Here is an 18,310-nt window from a genome sequence, read left to right on the forward strand (position 1 = left end):
CCCTTCCCGAACGGGAAAGCCCCTCGCCTTTAGGTAAGTCGTGGAATCGTTGATTTTGCAACGGATAATAATATTTCTGTCATTCGATTAGAGCAACTAACGAACATTAGACAGACGGCACGAACAAGCCGTAAAAACGAAAAAAATTTACAGACTTGGTCATTCCATCGTTTAGCACAATTCATCGAGTACAAAGCGACATTAGTTGGCATAAAGGTCGAATATGTGAACCCTTCTTATACAAGTCAAACATGTCCGAAATGTTCTGGAAAGAACAAGGCGCAAGACAGAAAATACAAGTGCCAATGTGGGTTTGAGAAACATCGTGATATCGTTGAGGCGATAAATATTCACTACGCAACTGTGGTTGACGGTAATAGTCAATCAGCCTAAGAACCTATATGGTCTGTCTTAGGAGGGGGGATGGCACACCCTCATCTTGAAGGCTATTCAAAACAGAAATGGACTGCGAATGCTTAGTCATTCAAGAATCCCATCCGTTACACCGTAAGGTATAGGACTTGCGGCTTTAGCCGTGGGAGTGTCAAGTTGTTTAGAGTTATATAATAGAAAACCGTGCCGAGAAAGATGTTTGAAGTTTAAGTTCCTAAATTTTAAACGAATCTAGAAAGTAGTACATGAAAAAGCACCTTCAGGATTTGTATACAATAAGTATGCAAATCCTGAAGGTGCTTTTTTTAAGAAAAGAAAAAATTATAAAAAATCTAGTTAAATTACTCACTACTTAACAATTTCAATGAAATGTTTGAAGTTTAAGGTTTCTTAAGAATTGAAATCTAATTTTTAAAGAATTACCTTTCCCCAAGCTTATGAAGAGCGTAGCCCAACGATAGGTAGGAGATGGATTTCAGTTTGGCGTAGCCAAAAGATGTTGCTTTTTATTTTTAAAAGTAAAAAAGACAGAAAATCTTATACAGCAAATGTAGTAAACAGAAATTTTATGTTGCTTAATGGTCATATTAAATTACTAAAACTGAAAATGGTACATATCAAACAACATAGAGAGGATCCCACAAGATTATAGGGTCAAGTTATGTGCAAATTCTATGACACCTACTGGTAAATATCGTATGTTTGACTGAATACAAAAAAGAGGTAGCATCACACCGCCATCAAGAGGGGATAGCTTACATTTTAGACATCGGAGGATACATATTTTGAACAATAAACTATTACTCGCACTAACAAATTGCGTTTTAATTATAGGATTGGCAGCATGCTTATCTAACGAAACAGCACGTAACTCTAATGACTCTAAAGCTGAAGAAAAAGTAAAAAAAGAAACAGAGAAAGTCCAGAAGGCGGGGTACCTTTTACAAAAGATAACCACAAAATTGAGTTACATCATTTAACGCAAAAAGAACCTGGAGCAATGGTTGAAATACCAGCAAATAAACATGATGAATTTACTAAAGTATTACATGGTTTAGTAGAATCAGGAGAAAGTTTTAGAAACGACAAAGAGCTATATAAACAGTATAATAATTTTAGAAAGGAAATAAAAAGATGAATGATAACATTATTTCAATCATTACCACATATGAAAAAGATGGCGATTTTATGGGAGGGGTAAATGAAGGTATAATTCGGGAAGCAGCACAAATGCTAAACATTAAATTCCCAAACAGTTATCATTGGTTTTTAAAACAGTATGGTAGCGGCGGACTGGCTGGTATGGATATCCATGGCTGTGAGACAACAGCTGCGGATTTTTCAGTTGTTTACCACACCAAGTTATATAGAGAAACATATAACCTTCCTGAGCAATACATTGTTTTAAATGATATCGATGGTACTGTGACATGTTTAGATACTAATCAAATAAAAGATGGCGAGTGCCCTGTTGTCTTTTGGAGTCGTTTTTCAAAGGAACTGTATGCCATTACTTATGAAAACTTCAGCGAATATCTATTAGATTCTTTACAAGAATCTGTAGATAATTTGTATGATGAGGATTGATGATAGAATACTAAGAATCATATTCTAAGCAATAATATATATTTATCATTTTAGCCAAGAAGACTCCTTCCTCAAGGAGCGTGAAGGGGCACAGCCCAGTGAGTAGGTGGGAGATGAATTGGCTTCGAATAAGGGATGGCAGGAAGCCATCTTAATTGTTCGACATACAGAAAGTGTTACTCCACTACCTATCGAATGTACGTTTGGTGTATAATAGTCATATACCGAAATGGACGACTGTTTCGAACTCTTTTCTATATATTTTAGTCGGTAACTTAAGACGGGATAAATAATAACCCCTGCTTGTCTTGAATAGACTTAAAGTCTTGTAGACGAAAATATCCTAAGTCACGGATATACAACTCATTCTTTTGTATCATGTCTGTTCGAGTCGCACCATACGCCTGATCACTTCGTTTTCCTGGTTCAATTTTCACATCAGAAAACTCTCCACTCAACAAGTCATACTCTAGTTGAATTTTCACACCAGCTTTATGACTACATCCTCCGGCACCAGGATACATAGCTGCGAATCGATCTGGAACTTGAAAGGTTGTAGAATCAAGGATGCGAATGCGCTCAAAGTAGGAAGAAAGAGAATGAGAAATCTTAGATACGCCTCCGATCTTAGCCTGTAGAAGTGTAGTAAATACAGTACGAAAAAAGGCTACAGAAGCCGAGTTAAATCGCCGATTAAGTCCTTCCGGACTTAATAAAACTCCTGTTGAAGGTTCTAATTGACTACATAGTTGGGTAAGAGAGGTAGTAGCGACTTGTTAATTTAGCCATACACACAAAGATAAAAAATGATGCCCGTGGCACTTCCGTTTTCGTTTCATCCCGCCTGCTTCTATAGCTAATTGATTAAGTGTAGCGGGACCCCTACTTAAATTATCATTCCGATTTTTACCACAAATTCTTTTTAATTGTATAGCAGGTGAGAATTTTCTGTACTTATTTCGTTTTAGCTTCCATACTTTATGTATGTAGTGCATTCTTATCAATTTTCCCCATTACTTTAACTCGTAGGGGCATTAACTTTAGAACTCTGCTAATAGTTAATAATTATACTTGAAAATGGAGTGATACGATGAATAAGACGTATGATGTCATCATTACCGGTGCTAGATGTGCCGGCTCTACCCTGGCAATTTATCTTGCTAAGGCAGGTTTCCATGTGTTGTTAGTGGACCGAGCGAATTTTCCAAGGGACACATTATCAACCCATACCTTTTTCAATAATACTGTCGCTCTTCTTCGAGAAACCGGTGTCCTGGACAAGTTATTGGAAACAAAAGCACCGCCAGTACGGGATATTAAATTTCAATTTGAGGATACCGTGATAGAAGGTCTCATCCCTGAGGTTTACGGAGAGGAAAGTTGTTATTGTATTAGAAGAACTTATCTCGATCATATTCTACTTGAACAAGCCAAATCCCAAATGAATGTAACTGTTTTAGAAGGATTTCGTGTGACAGATGTCATCCGTGATGACGAAACAGTGATAGGCGTGAAAGGTTTAGACGGCGACAACGAGAAACAAGAATTTTTAGCTCGCCTGGTAGTCGGGGCAGACGGCCGATCCTCTATTATTCGCAAGCTGGTAAAAAGTGAACTCAAAATAAGTATTCCGGCAACAGTCGGCATCTATTTCGGGTATTTCTCTGGATTTCGCCACGATAATGTCCCTAAATTTGAAGTATACAAGATAAAAGATAACACAGCCATTCTCTTTCCGACGAATGATGATTTATATGTAATTGTCGGCATTTTCCCATTAGAAAATAAGGAATTGATAGAACGGTTGAAATTAAATCCGGAAAGCTGTCTACGCAATTTCTTTACAGATAACTTTCCGAATACAACAATTGGGACGCGCTTGAAAAATGCAGAACTAGTAGAACCGGTCAAAGGCATTCCCGGATATGATAATTACTGGTATAAAGGAATGGGAAAAGGATGGGCGTTGGTTGGAGATGCAGTTTGTTTTAAAGATCCTGGCATGGCGCAGGGTATCCATGATGCTATATGTGGAGCACGTATATTATCCAATATTCTATCAAAATATAAGGGACAATCCGATCAATTAAATCAAATGTCTGAAGAATATCAAAAGGCAATAGAAGATGAGTTTATGGTTCGGTTTCACATGGGATGCCAAATTTCGAAGAATGAACGCATATCTGAACAACAGGATGCTGTCAACAAGCTAATCAGTTCCCATCCAGAGGCTATAGAGAAGTTTTTAGGGATTTACAATTATGCAAACGAGCCCGCTGCTTTAGAAAAAGAACTCGCACGAATTATGCAAACGATCTAGCAATGATTTTAGAGATTAAGTGATTTAAGTACAAAAATAATTCACTATGAACCTCCCCCACTTACTCGCTTCCGCTTGAAGTGGGGATTTCTTAGCATCAACAAAGACAAGGTCCCATGAGAAGCGGATTTTCCATCTCCTCTCTGCACCTATGCAGGGACCCCTTTTCTTCATTTGACTAAGCAACTTCTGCACATGCAGAAGGGTAGGAACACACCGTCTACTACTTTTTGCTTTCGCAATCCACAAATACTTTCTCTTCGTTTCTTCCGGGATATGACACATCTTTCCGTACAGTTCTTTTGCCAAAATGTTGCAGGCACCGTGAATGTCCCAGTGTTCTTCGTAGCTGCACACACAAACGTAGTTACGTGTCCGCACTTTCTTTCTTCTTTGGCAACAAGGGGTCACCATATCAAAAAAAGAAAATTGTACGTTACGTCACTATTTGGACACATTTAAGGCGTTTTCTGTACGCTAAGACTATTTTCCAGTTAATTATGGACTATTTGGTACTGGAAATTCGATGTCTTCTAAAATGTCAACTGGAATATTCCTATCACTAATGGGAAAAGTACTCGTGGTTTGTAAAGGTATACCTTTATGAATAGTGGTTCACTTTCTTCATTGTTGTATGGAACTCTTCTTTTCTGATAGGGGGAGGAACTCTCTTTGGTGCATATAATTTTGAGGAATTAAATTTGACTAATTTGCAATCCTTACGTCCTTTGTATATAAAATAGCTGACTTATTTTTAACAAGAACTAGCACCAACAAGGTAAAATCTGGCTGTTTTTTGTTTAAACGTACTTTGCTTGTTTTTGAAATGTTAATGTTGCTCTTTGTAGGGCAAAGAAAAATATTATTAAATATTGGGAATAGTTAGTATTAATTATTTCAATTTGCTAAATATTACATTTATGTAAATGTTATTGTAACGGGATTTTAAAATGAAATTTATAACATTTTAAGAGAAATAATACCTTAATTTCGACGTAATGGAATGAATCTGGAAGGGGGAGCTATGTTCCCAGCTTGTACAAGTGAAGAAATTATTGTTTCAACAGGCAATGGCGATTCAATTGCAGAAATAGGTACTTTCCGTGTGAAAGTTAAAGTTGAAAATGCTGCTGGCTTAATTGATAGAATGTACACAGCGTCAGTAAAATTAACACGATAAAATAATTGAAAATTGGAGGAATTTCATATGAAACCATGGAAAAAGAAAATGGGTATGACAATGTTGGCTTCAGCAATCGCATTAGGAGGTGTAGCTACTCTAGAATTAGTTAACCCCGTATTAAAAGCAGCGGCGGCTTCAGGTTACGGAGCTAGCGTAAATACAACAAAAGCAAATCATTATGTTGGTACAGATCCATATGTGTATATTAAAATTAAAAATGACAACAAAGCTTATGAAGTTGAGCTTCGTATACAACCACAAATTCAGCGTACAAATGGCACGTGGGAAAATGTGAATAAACCTTTAATTTCTTGGTTTGTACCTGGAGAATATGTAGGAATGAACATTGATATTGGTAGAGTCAATTATGATGGCGTGGGCATTTATGAAAAAGGAAAATATCGTTTGAAAGTTGATACGTACAAAACAACATCTTCGGGTTCTGTATATTTAGGAACGTTTAACACAGACGTATTTTATTTAAAATAATATCAATAATAAAACTCCCTTTTAGGAGTTTTCAGAGTAAGGTAAGAGGTATCGAGGATTTAATAGTAGATTCTTTTTAGGACTTTTTAGGGTAGAAAAATACTAACCATATAGAAGTATATTTATAGCGGACGCTCCCATCATAGGAGCATCAATAATTGACTACGATAATAAGGTAAGGTTTCTTCTGCCAGGGACAAGTAATTTATCATTAGTATTCCCTTTCTTTAAAATTCCGGATGAACTATTGTATACTTAGGTTTTACTAGTCCTTTCATGCCCATTTGCTTAAGAAACGTAAATACCCCAAAATAAAAGAATTGACATGTTAGTTGAAAATGGACAATCTTTTATTTTGGGGTATTATAAAATTCTTAAGTTGATAGATATGTGGCAGGACCCCTTATTATACTTAAAGAAAAGGCACTTGATGAAGTGCCTTTTCTTATATTTTGTACTTAGTTACATACTGATTTTGAAACGTATAAATGGGTTTTCCAGTTTGAGTTGTAAAATTTTAACCATTGATTAGTTCCATTGACAGTTTGTCCTTTTACCCATTCACCAGTAAATCTAGTTCCATTAGCAACGTAATACGCTATTTTTGAACTCGTGCTTGCTTCAGTTCGTACTTTTGTATTTTCATATTGTGCGTTACAGACTGCAAGACCCTTAGCTGCTTTATATGATGTGACATTGGTGTTTTCTGCCTTTTGAATGTCAGTATTAGGTGTTGCAGCCATAACTCCACCTGCACCAGATAACATAATACCAGTCGCTAATGCTCCAACTACTAATTTCTTGAACATAAAAATTCCCCCTCAAGTATTTATATATCTTACACAACAAACTTAACATATTTTACAAATAATGTTAGTTTGTTAAACTTGATAAAATAATATTTAATTATTCAGAAATTAAAACGTTAAAAACTTTATCATTTTAGCCAAGAAGACTCCTTCCTCAAGGAGCGTGAAGGATCACAGCCCAGTGAATAGGTGGGAGATGAATTGGCTTCGAACAAGGGATGGCAGGAAGCCATCTTAATTGTTCGACATACAGAAAGTGTTACTCCACTACCTATCGAATGTACGTTTGGTGCATAATAGTCATATACCGAAATGGAGGTGAATTAAATAATGATTAATAAAGCCTATAAGTTTCGTATCTATCATCTTCAACCACTCGATATTCAGTTTGATATGACCATTTCAACTAATGGATTAAAGGCTGTAAATTACTCGAAAATAGCCACAGTCTATTGATAAATAGACTGTGGCTATTTTAAGTAGATACAAAAAACAAACAACCTAACTCCTAGAACTCACTACAATAATCTGACTGTTTAAATTTTATAAATATAGTATGCATTTGCTACGAAATAGGTTAACGTAGTTCATTATTAGCAAAGCTTGAAGTGGGAGCTAAAGTAACCTTTCGCTTTCCTGAGCTATCTTCTTTTACGAGCTTGAGGAAGGCGAATTCTTCGGTAAGTTCGTTAAAGCTTCTAATAAGTTAGTATTTGAGTTGTAGAGAGCTCATGAAATACTGTCTCTAAAATGGAAACTATTTCATCCACTTGCTTGCTATTAATAATTAGAGGAGGTAATAAAACTAAAGTTGATCCCATTTGGCGAATAATTAACCCTTTTTCAAAGCAATATTTTGAAATTAAATCACTGTCATTTAATGTATTATCAATGTCGAGAGCTAATAATAAGCCTAGACCACGTACATTACGTATAAAATCATATTTTTCTGTTAGAGCAAATATTTTTTCTGATAAGTATTTCCCCATATTCTTAGAATTAGTAACTAAGTTCTCTTCCTCAATTACTTGGATTGTAGCCAAAGCTGCAGCTGCAGCGGTAGCATGTCCTGAATTTGTATGCCCATGGCGGAAGCCATTTAGAAAGGGATCTTCACAAAATTTATAGTAAATTTCTTGCGAAGTTGTTATAGTAGATATCGGGAAATAACCACCGCTAATACCTTTTCCGCAGATAAGAATGTCTGGTACTATATTAAAATGTTCAAACGCAAACATTTTACCTGTACGTCCCATGCAGGTCATTGTTTCGTCTAATATTAGTTTTACCTCATATTTCAGACAAATTTTTTGTATTTCTTGCATATAGTCTATTGATGGAATAACAATACCACCAAGTCCTAAAACAGGTTCCATAATAAAAGCGGCTACATTTTCAGGACCTAACTCTAAAATTTTAGTTTCTAGTTCTCTTCCACTTGGATGTTCACAAATATCGTGAGGAAGAAAAGCACAGCACTTTTCACAAATTGGTGTTGGGATGCTCTCATAACCTTCATTCATTAAATACACTTCATTTCTTGCTAAAGGAATATTAGAAGCCCCAAGAGCCCCTAATGTAATACCGTGATATCCTTTATCTAAAGAAATGATCTTATTTTTTTGTTTTCTCCCATCAATCTGAAAGTACATACGCGCCATTTTTATTGCTGTTTCAGTTGCTTCAGAACCGCTAGTACAAAAAAAAGTACGTTCTAGTTGCTTTGGTAAAATGCTAGAAAGCTTTTCAGCTAAAAGGATGGGAGGTATGGTTGAAAATTCAGCATGATCAAAATTCATAAGTTCTGTTAATTGTGATTGTATAGCAGAAATAATTTTCGGATGATTGTATCCACAACTTGCATTTAAAACGGCACTCTTGGCATCCAGATAAGTTTTACCATTAATATCTGTAATATAACATCCATCGCCTTTCTGCATAATAGTATTATTAGACTCAATTTGGTAAGTTGAAGTCCATGGGTGCCATACATATTCTTTATCAAGTTCAAAATAATTCATTTTAAATCCCCTTTGCAATTTTTATTTATACTGTAAATAAAAGATGATTAAAAAATTATAAAACTGTTCTTTAAATTGCGGGAAGGTTTTTTTATATTTAAATAATACAAAAGCGTTTTGATATAAGATATTCTCTCATTTTAAATACGAAAATAAATTTTTCTATAAATATTATGTGATTCTTTAATATTAAATAGTTATTTCCTCTCTATTTCTTACAGGAAATAATAGAGTAATAATTTTATTAATTCTATCTTTCAGTTCGCTAGAATTAATATCATATGAATAGGCATTCTTATATTGGTTTCTTAATTTATTAACTCTGGATTTAATTTCTTCTGGAGAACCATTATTACTGATAGCATCATACATAATTTGAGACAATTCATCCATATCAGAAATAGATGCTCCAAAACGAGTAATTTCATTTACTCCTAAGCGTAGAATTGACTCTGGTGCACCAGGCAGGTTATCAAATACATTTACTCGAATTCCTACATTATATAACCTTTTACTAGCTTCAAATGAATCGACCCCTGTGTTATTGGTACTCATCCATATCTGGTGACCACAGGTAAAACCTTTTGAAGCACCTTTTACATCAAATCCATATTGATTTAGGTTAGCTGCAAGTTTTTTAGAATTTGCAATCACCTGTTGCGCATAATGTGTTCCATTGCACTCTTTAAACTCTAACAAGGCTAAAGCTAAACTTAAAACTCCTCCAAAATGATGGCTACTTAACATGTAATATTGCGCTTCGGAAACAAGTTTAGCTAAATCAGATCTATTTGTACAAAAAATCGCTTTTTGAGGCCCAGGGAAAGTTTTGTGTGTAGAACCTCCAAACGAATCTGCTCCTTCATCCAAAGGATTTGGCATACTTTTTCCTAAAATTAAACCCATCCAATGGCTAACATCAATATGAACAATGGTTTCTGGCGAAACTTTACGTACAGTTTGAACAAGGTCTTTTACATCAATAGGGAATAAGCAATTGGATTGATCTATATATATTAAATCAATTTTCTCCATACTTAACTTGTAAGCTAAATCGTCAAAATCTATGGTATGAGCATCCACTCCCGTTATAAGGGTAACATTTAACCCGAAGCTTTCTGCTAACTGTTGAGTAGCATAATGACCACCTTGTTCAGGTGAAACAATCATAATGTTATTACCTGTATTCTTTCCTAATGCATTTAATACTAATGCCATACAATTTAAACCTGAAATAGGGCGTAAGTTAACGTGCTTTGCCGTTGTCAATTCTTTTAGTAAAGAAATTGCAAGCTTAGATTCAAGATCAGCCACATTTTGTGCCCCGCGAAAGTTCCAATGATCCTCATCTTGTTCAACATTGAAAAAATATCGATTGTAAACATCTAATAATAAAGGGATTCTTGAAAGAACAGAAGCATAATTTTCACTAGGAACCATATTGATAGTTTGGTGTGAAACTTCTTCATTATAAATTAATAAGTCCAATGCCTGAGATAACTTCATATATTTTCCACCTATCTTTGATTAATTGTAAATATATTACACTAAAGGAATGTTAACCCTTGATTTATAATTTGTCAAATTTATTTTAGATAATTCTAAAAAGATAATATTATTAAAAAAATTATAATTTGATAAATATATTTTTTTTTAAGAATATATTGACATTTATTGACTGCTCTTGGTAACATTTGTTAATGAAGAATCGAAAATTCTGAATCTTTAATGATAATAATTTAGAATGGTGTTGATTTAAAGGTGGAGATCTACGAAGAACAATTAAAAAAACACAAAGGTAATCTGTATAATTTACTTTCAATGGCTTTTAAACACGTTCCATCCTATAAAGGAATGACAAGACCAGTTGAATATTACTTGGAAAATTATAAAAACTGGACTGAACTTCCCATACTAGAAAAAAGCCATATACAGAATAACTTTAGTGATTACATTGCAAAACCAAATCTTACGCAAGATCCTAATATAAGGGTATTACATACAAGTGGCAGTACTGGTGTACCGTTAAAAATTTTTAGAGATAAAAAAGAGGATCTTTTACTGACTAAAAAATTGTGGAAAGTAAGAAGAAATTGGGACAAGGATGTAATAAATCTAAATTTATTGTATTTGTACAGGACAATTGAGTCTGCTAAACAAAAAGTTTTACGTTTAGGATGTGAAGAATATTTAGACCTTTCTAGAGAAGTATTAGCTAATTACAAAGAAGAAATTAGAGTTTTTGAGCCACAGTGGATGATTGGGCCACCTTCTGCCGTGAATCGTTTAGCTCAGATATATCAAGATGATAAAGAAACTTTTAAATCATTAAAGTTTATAGAAATGTATGGGGAAATGATTCTACCGCACCAAAGGGAATTTATTCAGAAAGTTTTTGATTGTCCTGTTGTTAATCATTATGGCTGTAGAGAGCTAGATGTTTTATCTTACGAGTGTCCAAATCAAAAGATGCATGCTTGGGAAGAACATCTCTTCTTTGAGGTTCTAAAGAATGGAGAACCAGTTGCTCCTCATGAAGAGGGAGAATTGGTAGTCACGTCATTAACTAACAATATTATGCCATTTATAAGATACAAAATTGGGGATATCGTTCGTTTATATTCGACTCAAGAGGAATGTAGTTGTGGTAAACAAGGTCTTATATTAGAGCCAGTTGGAGGTAGAATAGCCAATTTGGTTATTACTGAAGATAAAATTTTAACAAGTGTTATTTTTGATACTGCATTTTCACGTACAATTAGAAGCAATGCAAATACCATTCAAGAATTTCAAGTTGTACAAAAAAATTTAAAACATTTTTTAATTTATATAGTTAAAGGTGAGAATTTTTCTGAAAATGTATTAACTTTTTTAATTGAAGAATTTAATAAGTTTATAGAAGATGTATTTTATGAATTTGTATATGTAGACAAGATCTCAAATTCTGAATCTGGAAAAACAGCTACATTTATACCACTTAAAAATAACAATCCATTAAATTTGATAGGGGGACGATAATATGAGGGCCTTAGATATAATAAATAAAAAACGTAATGGTTTTGATTTAACTTCTAAGGAGATTCAATATTTTGTAGATGGAATTGTTGCAGGTGATATTCCAGACTATCAAATATCTGCATGGGCAATGTCGGTATATTTTCAAGGGATGACATCTAGGGAACTTGCTGATTTAACTATGCAGATGGCCGCTTCTGGAGAAAAACTAAATTTAGATTCAATTGATGGTATCAAAGTAGACAAACACAGTACAGGTGGAGTAGGCGACAAAACTACTTTAGTTCTCTTACCATGGGTAGCATCTGCTGGATTATCGGTGGCAAAGATGTCAGGCAGAAGCCTCGGAAATTTAGGAGGTACTATTGATAAACTAGAATCTATTCCGGGTTTTAGCATTGAAAAGACTCAAGATGAATTCTTAGAACAAATAAAAAAATTCAAGTTAGGAATAATTGGACAATCAGAAAAAATAGCAATTGCTGATAAAAAATTGTATGCAATAAGGGATGTAACAGCGACTGCAGAATCAAAACATTTAATTGCCAGTTCAATTATGAGTAAGAAGATAGCTGGCGGAGCAGATAAAATAGTTCTAGATGTAAAGTTTGGTAAAGGTGCATTTATGAAAACATTTGATGATGCAGTAGAACTTGCCCAAATGATGGTTAAAATTGGGGTTGATCTAGGGAAAGAAACTGTTGCTATTATTAGTAAAGCTGATGAACCAATTGGATATGCAGTAGGAAATTCATTAGAAATTAAAGAGGCAGTGACTACATTACAAGGAAAAGGACCTAAAGATTTAGAAGAATTATGTTTAGTATTGGGGTCACATATGCTTTTGCTAGGTGAAAAAGCAAAAACAGTTGAGGAAGCTAGAAATAATTTGAAAGAGTTACTTTACAACGGAGAGGCACTTAAGAAATTTAGTGAATTAATGTATATACAAGGTGGAGATACTGCTTTTATTAGTAACATGGAGTTACTACCACATGCTAAATGGAAAAAAGAAATTAAGTCTAATATTTCTGGGTTTATTAATGAGATAAATGCAGAAAATATAGGTTATGCATCTATGCTACTTGGGGCAGGGCGACAAAAAAAGAATGATGTTATAGATTTTGGTGCGGGATGCATAATGAAAAAAAAGGTGGGAGATTGGGTCGATCAAGGTGATGTTATAGGTGAAATCCATTGGAGTTTCTCTGATAATCATAAAATAGAATATATAACTAAACTGATTCAAGATGCATTAATTGTGGCAGACAAAAGAATGAGTCATAAAGATTTAAATTTTGTTGTTATTTCAAAAGAAGATTTATACGTAAAAAAATAAATAGGAGTGAAAACGTGAAGAATATTGAAACTTTAAATACGGATGAACAAATAAGGAATACGCTTTTAGAGATTTTAACTAATTACATTAATGAGGATGGAGAATTTATCGCGGAATTTATTGATTCTTTAGACTTTATCGAGGTAATTTTGAGCATCGAAAGTGAATTTGATGTTGAATTTGACGATGAAATGCTTACTTTTGAGAGTTTAGCAGATTTAGACTATTTAATTGGGTATATTCGGGAGAAAGTGAGTGTATAATTTATGGATTTAATCAGAGAAGGTGATTTTCCCCTCAAAGTTTTAAGTGATATTATTTATTATCAGGCTAAGGAAGAACCTAACAAAGTTGCAGTTATTGATAAAAATAAATCATATACTTACAAAGAGATATTTGAAATCTCTTGGGGTGTGTCCAGAAAATTAAAATCTATTAATTCAGAAGTAAAATCTATTGCAATTCTATCTGATAGGTCAGTTCATTATATCATCGCTTATTTTGCAACTTTAATGGCTGGAGCTATGATAGTACCAATCGATAAGAATTTAACTGATAAAGAAATTAAAGAAACGTTAATATATTGTGATGTAGATATAATAATTAGCGATAATTCTCAATTAGATTATAGTGCTCATGTTACGAGTAATCATTTGTTTGTTTTGCAGGAGAGTAATTTTGAACAATATAAAGTTGAATATCCTGAATATAATGTATTCAAAAATGAGGATGAAACAGCTATTTTATTACATACATCAGGGTCTGTTGGTAATCCCAAAAGAGTCATGTTAACTCATAAAGGAATACTCAGTAATGCAAGTGCACATGTATTGCATTTAGATATAAAGCCAGAAGATCGTGCGTTAGTATTATTACCAATGCACTTTGGCTATTGCAATACAGCTCAAATTATCAGTCATTTCTTATTAGGAAGTACTTTAATTATTATGGACGGTATTTTTACCCCACATAGATTATTTAGAATGATTGATAAGTATGATGTAACAGTTTTTACGGCTGTTCCATCTATGTTATTACAAATAAAAGATTTTGTACATTATATTAAATATAAGCGTTCTACTGTAAGACAAATAACTTACGGAGGAGCACCTTTTCCATATGAAAAAGTTCAAGATATAAAAAATATATTTCCCAATGCCAATCTCTGTGAAACTTATGGGTTGACAGAGGCTGGACCGCGTTTAACCGCTGTAAAGCCAACATCAATTAAAACAACATTAAATAGCGTAGGTACGGCAATACCAGGTGTGGAAATTCGCATTATTGATGAATTTGGGAAAGAAGTTAATACTGGAAAAGTTGGTCAAATTATAGCTAAAAGCCCTGGATTAATGAAAGGATATTATAAGAACAAACACAAGACGGATGAAGTGTTAAAGAATAATTGGTTACATACAGGTGATTTAGGATATTTAAATACAGAAGGTGAGTTATTTATAATTGGTCGCCTTAAAAACATCATTATTCGAGCAGGTGTTAACATTTATCCTGAAGAAATTGAATCGTATATGCTTACTTATGATGGGGTAGAAGCTATCTGTGTACATGGTGTTAGTCATCATATTTATGGTGAAATTCCATGCGCTAAAATAGTATTAAACAATAAAAATATAACTGTAGAAGATTTAATCGATTATGCGCAAAAGAGATTAGCTAAATATAAAATACCTATATTTGAAATCGTAGATTCGTTACCTAAAACTTACAACAATAAAATTAAACGTTTAAATAACGGGGTTATAAATAATGAAACAGTTATTAAATAATAAAGTTATTAAAATAGACATCCTTAAAGAATTTGTTGAAAGCGTTTTAAGATCAGTTAATGTATCCAAAAGTGATGCTCAGATTGCAGCTGATGTTATTGTAACTGCAGAGATACGTGGTATATATTCACATGGTTTTGCAAGAATACTGCCTTTTTATTTACCACTTATTTTAGATAACATTGTTCAACTTAAGAATAAACCCTCTATTACGTTTTCTAACCCGATCATTAAATATATTGATGCTAAGAAATCTTTAGGTTTTTCAACAAGTTATAATGCAATGAATTATAGTATTGAAAATGCTAAAAATTTTGGTATGGGTGTAACTTTTGTTACAGATAGTACACATTTTGGGATAGCTAGTTACTATAGTATGATGGCGACTAAGAATAATTTAATAGGAATTACACTTTCAAATGGTAGTCCTGCTGTGGTAGCACCAGGTGGAAAGGAAAGTTTTTTAGGAACAAATGCAGTATCAATTGCCTTTCCTAGGGATAATAAGATGCCGTTAGTGTTAGATTTGGGACTTAGTATTACCTCATTGGGAAATTTATTTTTAGAAATTGAAAAAGGAAATAAAGTTCCTGCACATTGGGCTGCTGCTTCGTTTTTGAAGAAACATAATATTTCTCCAACCAGCACAATAGATCCTAACATTCTATATGAAAATAGAATGTTAGCCCCCTTAGGTGCTGGTGATAAAAAAGGAGAATATAAAGGTTTTCAATTAGGTTTACTTATTGATTTATTTATTGGTTTACTGGGTGGTGGAAAATTTAGTTTTGAACAATCAAAGGGGGAAGCAAACCAAATTTTTATAGCTGTTGATCCTAATATGTGTAATGGGATATGCAATTATAATGATGCGATTTGTAGATTAGAAGAGCAATTTCTTAACTACGAGGTAATAGAAGGCTATGAAAATCTAAGAATACCTGGAAAAAGATCAAATCAATTAGAAAATATTGCAAATATAAAAGGATTGGAGATAGATTCAAGGCTTGAAAAAATACTAAGCGATATTTCAAAACAAACAGGTGTATCTTTTGAATTTTAGAAAATATTCATTTCGATATCTGATTATTTAGATAGTAAAATTATTTTTAAAAAAATATAACCGTGGAGGTGTGTGTAATTATGTTTCGGCTTGAAAATTTGAATAAACTTACTCAAATGTATGGATCACCATTATACATATATGAGGAATCAACACTAGAAAAGCGAGCTCATTTAATTCAAAATGCAGTAAGCCCAAATGTGGAAGTCTTTTATTCAATGAAGGCTAATCCAAATCCCTTCGTTTTAAAAACATTCAAAAAATTAGGTTTAGGAATTGAAGTAGCATCAAAAGGAGAATTGTTGGTTGCCTTAGCTGTAGGATATGATCCAGAAAAAATCTTCTTTACTGCACCAAGTAAAACGGAAGAAGAATTAAGATTAGCTATTGAAAACAACATTTTAGCCATAAATATAGATAATTTGCAAGAACTAGATTTAATTGAAAAACTAGCAGATGAATATAATTGTAATATTTCTATTACTGTTCGTATTCATCAATATTTAGCGCAAAATCAAAATAGGGGATTGAAAATGACGGGTTCTTCCTCACAATTTGGGATTACAGCTGAAGATATATTAGAAAGGTTGGAGGAGAAACCACTTAACCCATTTATAAAATTTATAGGCCTTCATACTTTTCAAGGTTCAGAGAATTTTAATTCCGAAGTATATTTAGAAAGCTGGTCAGAACTTATAGAAATTGGCAGAAAATTAGAATTTCAAGGGTATCCAATCCAGTTTTTAGGATTAGGTGGAGGATTTGGTTATGATCCTACTGGGAGAAAAGTATTTGATTTAGAATCATTTAGTAACATATTAAATACTACTTTGCAAAACTATCAAGATTTTTTCCGTAATAAACGTCTCATGGTAGAATCAGGAAACTTTTTAGCGAGAGAAGGTGGGTGGTATGTGACGCGAGTTTTATATACAAAAGAAAGAGAAGATATGACCTATATTTTTGTAGATGGTGGGACACATCATATTCCGGGAGAGTCTCGTTTTTCTAAAATGTTTTCTGGAGAACAGGAAGACATTATAATTCTCCCTTTACGAGAGAAAATATTAGAAAATAAAGCTTCTATTGTGGGGAAATTATGTACACCTAACGACATACTTAAGTATAAAGCAACATTGCCAAGTGTAGAAAAAGGTGATTATATCATTTTTCCTAATAATGGTGCATACGCGTTAACATCTTCTAGGTTACAATTTTTATCACATGATGAACCAGCTGAAATTTTTATTAATAATGTAGGAGAGTATTTCTTAGCACGTTCACCAAAACAAGCTAAATGTAATTTTAATACGAACTTATTTAATAAAATTATAATGAATGGGGATATTGAGAATGAAAGCACAATTAATAAATAAACAACCTTCACTTGATGAAATACGTATAGCATTAGAAAAAACAAATACCAATGGTTTCAATCATGAGAACCCTTTAAAACCAGTAATTATTGAGAATATTGATGAGATTAGAGATTATGAAGTAAAAGAGTTAGTTGAAAGATACTACCAATATGGATTTGTTATATATGAACTGAATGGTGATTCTAAAGGTAACAAAGCAATTTATAATATCGCGGATGCTATCAATCTTGGAAATCCTTTTGTACCAAATCACTATAAAAAGAATTCTCAAATGTATCAATCTAATAAATTAAATGTAATTACAGCTGGAAATGAAAATAACCACATGGCATTTAAGGGAGATAATAATCAAGGATTACATTCTGATGGAACAGTAAATAAAATTGGAGAATTGAAAACTACATTACTGTTTTGTGAGTCTATGGCAGCTGAGGGAGGAAAATCAATACTCTTTCATACCATGGATGCTTTTGCTGAACTTGTAACAGTAAATCCAGAAGTGGCTCTTTCCTTGTTCCATGAAGAAAGTTTAAAGCGCAAGGCTGATATTATATTTGAAGAAACACATATTGGACCAGCATTTGCTATTGAAAATGGGGAAATTGTTACACGTTTCACTCTAGATCATACTGCTTATTGGGAATATGGATTTGAGCGAGTTGAGCATTTGGAACAAGCTTTTTCATTTTTGAAAGATAGAGCACAGCCAGGAAATAAACATTACAAAGAGTTTTTATTACTAAATAATCAAGGGATTATAATGGCAAATGATAAGATTTCTCATGGAAGATTAGCCTTTAAGGATTCAGATCAACAAAAACGAAAAATGTTAAGAGGGGTATTTCAAACTAGGCCATCATTCTAATTGAAACATAATAGGGGTTCAGCCCAGATACGTATAAAAACGGGTCATAAGCTGTAATAT

At 33.3% G+C, this 18,310-nt stretch carries 16 protein-coding genes and 3 pseudogenes; 15 read left to right on the plus strand and 4 right to left on the minus strand.

All coding sequences use genetic code 11. The annotated features are described in order from the left end of the window. Positions 1 to 33: 33 nt before the first annotated feature. The 5 genes and pseudogenes from ACTFRM_RS20515 to ACTFRM_RS20535 all read left to right on the plus strand — a co-directional run. Positions 34 to 393, plus strand: a pseudogene (locus ACTFRM_RS20515) (RNA-guided endonuclease TnpB family protein); the annotation flags it as partial. A 496-nt stretch (positions 394 to 889) separates the two neighbouring features. Further along, positions 890 to 1,119 (plus strand): annotated as a pseudogene (locus ACTFRM_RS20520) (RNA-guided endonuclease InsQ/TnpB family protein); the annotation flags it as partial. A 59-nt stretch (positions 1,120 to 1,178) separates the two neighbouring features. After that, positions 1,179 to 1,373: a hypothetical protein gene (locus tag ACTFRM_RS20525; RefSeq protein ID WP_065705494.1), complete on the plus strand. Its 195-nt coding sequence runs from the start codon at positions 1,179 to 1,181 to the stop codon at positions 1,371 to 1,373. Further along, positions 1,355 to 1,531, plus strand: coding sequence for an HNH/ENDO VII family nuclease (locus tag ACTFRM_RS20530; protein WP_257145564.1), 177 nt, complete (start codon positions 1,355 to 1,357; stop codon positions 1,529 to 1,531). Before ACTFRM_RS20525 ends, ACTFRM_RS20530 begins: the two co-directional genes overlap by 19 nt. Beyond that, complete coding sequence (locus tag ACTFRM_RS20535; protein WP_324656967.1) at positions 1,528 to 1,980, plus strand: SMI1/KNR4 family protein; 453 nt, start codon at positions 1,528 to 1,530, stop codon at positions 1,978 to 1,980. Before ACTFRM_RS20530 ends, ACTFRM_RS20535 begins: the two co-directional genes overlap by 4 nt. A 232-nt stretch (positions 1,981 to 2,212) precedes the next feature. Here the strand turns inward: ACTFRM_RS20535 and ACTFRM_RS20540 are convergent. Continuing rightward, a pseudogene (locus ACTFRM_RS20540) lies at positions 2,213 to 2,858 on the minus strand (IS4-like element IS231S family transposase); the annotation flags it as partial. Positions 2,859 to 3,070: 212 nt separating this feature from the next. On the opposite strand from ACTFRM_RS20540, the gene ACTFRM_RS20545 reads away from it, so the two are divergent. From ACTFRM_RS20545 to ACTFRM_RS20555, 3 genes are all read left to right on the plus strand, one after another. Then, the gene (locus ACTFRM_RS20545; RefSeq protein ID WP_324656966.1) at positions 3,071 to 4,300 is read left to right on the plus strand and encodes an NAD(P)/FAD-dependent oxidoreductase; all 1,230 of its coding nucleotides are present in this window, start codon (positions 3,071 to 3,073) and stop codon (positions 4,298 to 4,300) included. A 1,003-nt stretch (positions 4,301 to 5,303) separates the two neighbouring features. Continuing rightward, complete coding sequence (locus ACTFRM_RS20550; RefSeq protein WP_173600946.1) at positions 5,304 to 5,480, plus strand: hypothetical protein; 177 nt, start codon at positions 5,304 to 5,306, stop codon at positions 5,478 to 5,480. A gap of 27 nt (positions 5,481 to 5,507) precedes the next feature. Beyond that, positions 5,508 to 5,972 carry a DUF5065 domain-containing protein gene (locus ACTFRM_RS20555; RefSeq protein WP_098348378.1) on the plus strand — a complete coding sequence of 155 codons (465 nt, stop codon included), beginning with the start codon at positions 5,508 to 5,510 and terminating at the stop codon, positions 5,970 to 5,972. 458 nt (positions 5,973 to 6,430) lie between these two features. On the opposite strand, the gene ACTFRM_RS20560 is transcribed toward ACTFRM_RS20555, so the two are convergent. From ACTFRM_RS20560 to ACTFRM_RS20570, 3 genes are all read right to left on the minus strand, one after another. Then, positions 6,431 to 6,781, minus strand: a complete 351-nt coding sequence (locus tag ACTFRM_RS20560) for an SH3 domain-containing protein (protein WP_081306180.1) — start codon at positions 6,779 to 6,781, stop codon at positions 6,431 to 6,433. Between the two features lie 698 nt (positions 6,782 to 7,479). Next, positions 7,480 to 8,802: an aminotransferase family protein gene (locus ACTFRM_RS20565; protein WP_001105745.1), complete on the minus strand. Its 1,323-nt coding sequence runs from the start codon at positions 8,800 to 8,802 to the stop codon at positions 7,480 to 7,482. A 189-nt stretch (positions 8,803 to 8,991) separates the two neighbouring features. Further along, positions 8,992 to 10,308 carry an aminotransferase class V-fold PLP-dependent enzyme gene (locus ACTFRM_RS20570; RefSeq protein ID WP_065705511.1) on the minus strand — a complete coding sequence of 439 codons (1,317 nt, stop codon included), beginning with the start codon at positions 10,306 to 10,308 and terminating at the stop codon, positions 8,992 to 8,994. Positions 10,309 to 10,563: 255 nt separating this feature from the next. Between ACTFRM_RS20570 and ACTFRM_RS20575 the strand changes: the two genes are divergently transcribed. From ACTFRM_RS20575 to ACTFRM_RS20605, 7 genes are all read left to right on the plus strand, one after another. Next, complete coding sequence (locus ACTFRM_RS20575) at positions 10,564 to 11,820, plus strand: phenylacetate--CoA ligase family protein (RefSeq protein ID WP_000409180.1); 1,257 nt, start codon at positions 10,564 to 10,566, stop codon at positions 11,818 to 11,820. A 1-nt stretch (position 11,821) separates the two neighbouring features. After that, positions 11,822 to 13,156, plus strand: a complete 1,335-nt coding sequence (locus ACTFRM_RS20580) for a pyrimidine-nucleoside phosphorylase (protein ID WP_088322307.1) — start codon at positions 11,822 to 11,824, stop codon at positions 13,154 to 13,156. A gap of 14 nt (positions 13,157 to 13,170) precedes the next feature. After that, complete coding sequence (locus ACTFRM_RS20585) at positions 13,171 to 13,419, plus strand: phosphopantetheine-binding protein (protein ID WP_000789109.1); 249 nt, start codon at positions 13,171 to 13,173, stop codon at positions 13,417 to 13,419. A gap of 3 nt (positions 13,420 to 13,422) precedes the next feature. Continuing rightward, positions 13,423 to 14,943, plus strand: coding sequence for a class I adenylate-forming enzyme family protein (locus tag ACTFRM_RS20590; protein ID WP_324656964.1), 1,521 nt, complete (start codon positions 13,423 to 13,425; stop codon positions 14,941 to 14,943). Further along, the gene (locus ACTFRM_RS20595) at positions 14,924 to 16,006 is read left to right on the plus strand and encodes an Ldh family oxidoreductase (protein ID WP_098348742.1); all 1,083 of its coding nucleotides are present in this window, start codon (positions 14,924 to 14,926) and stop codon (positions 16,004 to 16,006) included. Before ACTFRM_RS20590 ends, ACTFRM_RS20595 begins: the two co-directional genes overlap by 20 nt. 80 nt (positions 16,007 to 16,086) lie before the next feature. After that, a complete protein-coding gene (locus tag ACTFRM_RS20600) occupies positions 16,087 to 17,382 on the plus strand; it encodes a hypothetical protein (RefSeq protein WP_324656962.1) in 1,296 nt (431 codons plus the stop codon). Beyond that, positions 17,360 to 18,250 carry a TauD/TfdA family dioxygenase gene (locus ACTFRM_RS20605; RefSeq protein ID WP_065705518.1) on the plus strand — a complete coding sequence of 297 codons (891 nt, stop codon included), beginning with the start codon at positions 17,360 to 17,362 and terminating at the stop codon, positions 18,248 to 18,250. Before ACTFRM_RS20600 ends, ACTFRM_RS20605 begins: the two co-directional genes overlap by 23 nt. Positions 18,251 to 18,310 lie beyond the last annotated feature (60 nt).

Origin of the sequence: Bacillus cereus group sp. MYBK227-1, from assembly GCF_051916325.1 — a bacterium.
GTDB classification, from domain to species: Bacteria; Bacillota; Bacilli; order Bacillales; family Bacillaceae_G; genus Bacillus_A; species Bacillus_A cereus.

Bases quoted from the DNA above. Each gene is read 5' to 3' on its own strand.
- ACTFRM_RS20590 (WP_324656964.1), top strand. From the start codon at position 13,423: ATGGATTTAATCAGAGAAGGTGATTTTCCCCTCAAAGTTTTAAGTGAT.
- ACTFRM_RS20600 (WP_324656962.1), top strand. From the start codon at position 16,087: ATGTTTCGGCTTGAAAATTTGAATAAACTTACTCAAATGTATGGATCA.
- ACTFRM_RS20595 (WP_098348742.1), top strand. From the start codon at position 14,924: ATGAAACAGTTATTAAATAATAAAGTTATTAAAATAGACATCCTTAAA.
- ACTFRM_RS20605 (WP_065705518.1), top strand. From the start codon at position 17,360: ATGAAAGCACAATTAATAAATAAACAACCTTCACTTGATGAAATACGT.
- ACTFRM_RS20535 (WP_324656967.1), top strand. From the start codon at position 1,528: ATGAATGATAACATTATTTCAATCATTACCACATATGAAAAAGATGGC.
- ACTFRM_RS20565 (WP_001105745.1), bottom strand. From the start codon at position 8,802: ATGAATTATTTTGAACTTGATAAAGAATATGTATGGCACCCATGGACT.
- ACTFRM_RS20560 (WP_081306180.1), bottom strand. From the start codon at position 6,781: ATGTTCAAGAAATTAGTAGTTGGAGCATTAGCGACTGGTATTATGTTA.
- ACTFRM_RS20555 (WP_098348378.1), top strand. From the start codon at position 5,508: ATGAAACCATGGAAAAAGAAAATGGGTATGACAATGTTGGCTTCAGCA.
- ACTFRM_RS20550 (WP_173600946.1), top strand. From the start codon at position 5,304: ATGAATCTGGAAGGGGGAGCTATGTTCCCAGCTTGTACAAGTGAAGAA.
- ACTFRM_RS20580 (WP_088322307.1), top strand. From the start codon at position 11,822: ATGAGGGCCTTAGATATAATAAATAAAAAACGTAATGGTTTTGATTTA.
- ACTFRM_RS20570 (WP_065705511.1), bottom strand. From the start codon at position 10,308: ATGAAGTTATCTCAGGCATTGGACTTATTAATTTATAATGAAGAAGTT.
- ACTFRM_RS20545 (WP_324656966.1), top strand. From the start codon at position 3,071: ATGAATAAGACGTATGATGTCATCATTACCGGTGCTAGATGTGCCGGC.